This window comes from Corallococcus sp. AB038B (genome assembly GCF_003668955.1).
Lineage (GTDB): Bacteria > Myxococcota > Myxococcia > Myxococcales > Myxococcaceae > Corallococcus > Corallococcus exiguus.
This window is the reverse complement of record NZ_RAWO01000413.1, coordinates 1-383: the sequence shown is the minus strand read 5'-3', so window position 1 is coordinate 383 and position 383 is coordinate 1. Positions and strand designations below refer to the sequence as shown.

The 383-nt window shown below is 66.3% G+C and carries 1 protein-coding gene; it reads right to left on the bottom strand.

From position 1 onward, the window contains the following. Positions 1-61: 61 nt before the first annotated feature. The coding region (cglE, locus tag D7Y04_RS43735; protein WP_147477404.1) for an adventurous gliding motility protein CglE at positions 62-383 on the bottom strand (322 nt) is incomplete at its 5' end.

Below are 383 nucleotides of genomic sequence, written 5' to 3'. Positions count from 1 at the left end.
TTCGAAGCCGAGGGCGAGTTCTTCCGCGCCACCATCGACTCGCTGCGGCCCCTGTGAGGCTTCAGAACGTGTACTTCACCTTCGGGAAGATGGAGAACGCGGTGATGTTGGGCCCGATGACGTAGCGGGCCAGCAGGTCCGCGCCCACGGAGAAGTGGTCCATGCCCGTGGCGTATTCGATGCCGAAGCCCAGGCCTGCGTTCGGCGCGCTGAGGGCGCGGCCCGGGTCTCCTGCTTCAGGGTCCACCGGCGCGGGGTCCAACCGCGTGTAGCCCGCCACCAGCTTCGGCGTCAGGTACAGCCGGTTCATCACCTTCACGTGGTACGCCGCCGTGAGGTCCAGGAACGTCATCGTGAAGTTGTCGGAGAGCGCGCACGTCTCC